Below are 581 nucleotides of genomic sequence, written 5' to 3' on the forward strand. Positions count from 1 at the left end.
ATGAAATTGGACTTAAAGAAATACCTGATATTTATATTTGTCATGGCTCCTTCAATGCCTTCGTTACAAAATTTGCAAGAAAAAAGTATTTAATGCTTTATTCTGAAGTAATTGAGACAGCTTTAATGGGAGACACTGAAGTTCTGAAATTTGTAATTGGTCACGAACTTGGACATCTTAAAAGACAACATTTAAATAAAGAGGTTTGGCTTACTCCATCATTACTAATACCGTTTCTAAAACAAGCACACTCAAGAGGCTGTGAATACACATGTGATAGAATTGGACATTATTTCTCTACACAAGGTTCTTTTGAGGGAATATTAATTCTAGCAACAGGCAAAGAAATTTTCTCAAAAATCAATATTCAAAGATATATTGATGATGCTCATGCTGAAAACGGATTCTGGGTTTGGTTTAGTGAGAAATTTTTAAGTCACCCTCATATCTATAAGCGATTGTCAGCTATTAAAAATTATGCTGAAAAAAGGTATTAACGATTACCAACAACACCTATGATCCACCGTTTTGTTTTTCAGATGGGGCTATTATCTTTGGGGATCAGCTATGCGTTTTTTAAG

The 581-nt window shown here is 33.0% G+C and carries 1 protein-coding gene; it reads left to right on the forward strand.

Going from position 1 to position 581, the window contains the following annotated elements; genetic code table 11:
• Nucleotides 1–497: M48 family metallopeptidase (locus tag OO013_RS20135; RefSeq protein WP_266058928.1), on the forward strand; the 497-nt coding region annotated here is incomplete at its 5' end.
• Nucleotides 498–581: the final 84 nt, after the last annotated feature.

It is taken from the genome of Mangrovivirga halotolerans, assembly GCF_026241165.1.
Classification (GTDB): domain Bacteria; phylum Bacteroidota; class Bacteroidia; order Cytophagales; family Cyclobacteriaceae; genus Mangrovivirga; species Mangrovivirga halotolerans.